A 435-nucleotide genomic window follows, 5' to 3' on the forward strand; every position below is an offset into this window, starting at 1 on the left:
TTTTTTTTTTTTTTTTTTTTTTTTTTTTTTTTTGGTGGTGTGGTGGTTGTTGGGGTTTGTGTTGTTTTTTTTGTTGGTGGTGTTGGGTGTGTGTGGGGGGTGGGTTTGGGTGTGGGTTGGGTGGGTGGTGTTGTTTGTGTTTTGTGTGTGTGGTTTTGGGGGTGTTGGGGTTGGGTTGTGGGTTGTTTGGGGGGTGTGTTTTTTGGTTGTGTTTGTGGTGTTTGGTTTTGGGGTTGTTGTTGGTTGTGGTTTTTGGGTTTGTGTTGTGGGTGTTTTGGTGGGGGTTGTTTGGGGTGGGTTTTGGGGGTGGGGTGTGGGTTGTGGTGTTGGGTGTGTTTTTGGGTTTTGGGTTTGTGTTGTGTGGGTGTGGGGGGTTGGTGTTGTTTGTGTGTGGGTTGTGTGGTTTGGGTTTGGGGGGCTCGGTGATGTGTATGC

At 48.0% G+C, this 435-nt stretch carries 1 protein-coding gene; it reads right to left on the reverse strand.

The window, feature by feature from the left end; all coding sequences use genetic code 11:
* Positions 1 to 435, reverse strand: a 435-nt coding sequence (locus ACTHUM_RS19970) for a hypothetical protein (protein ID WP_440404003.1), incomplete at both ends; no start/stop codon positions are given.

It is taken from the genome of Neisseria sp. P0021.S006 (genome assembly GCF_051956895.1).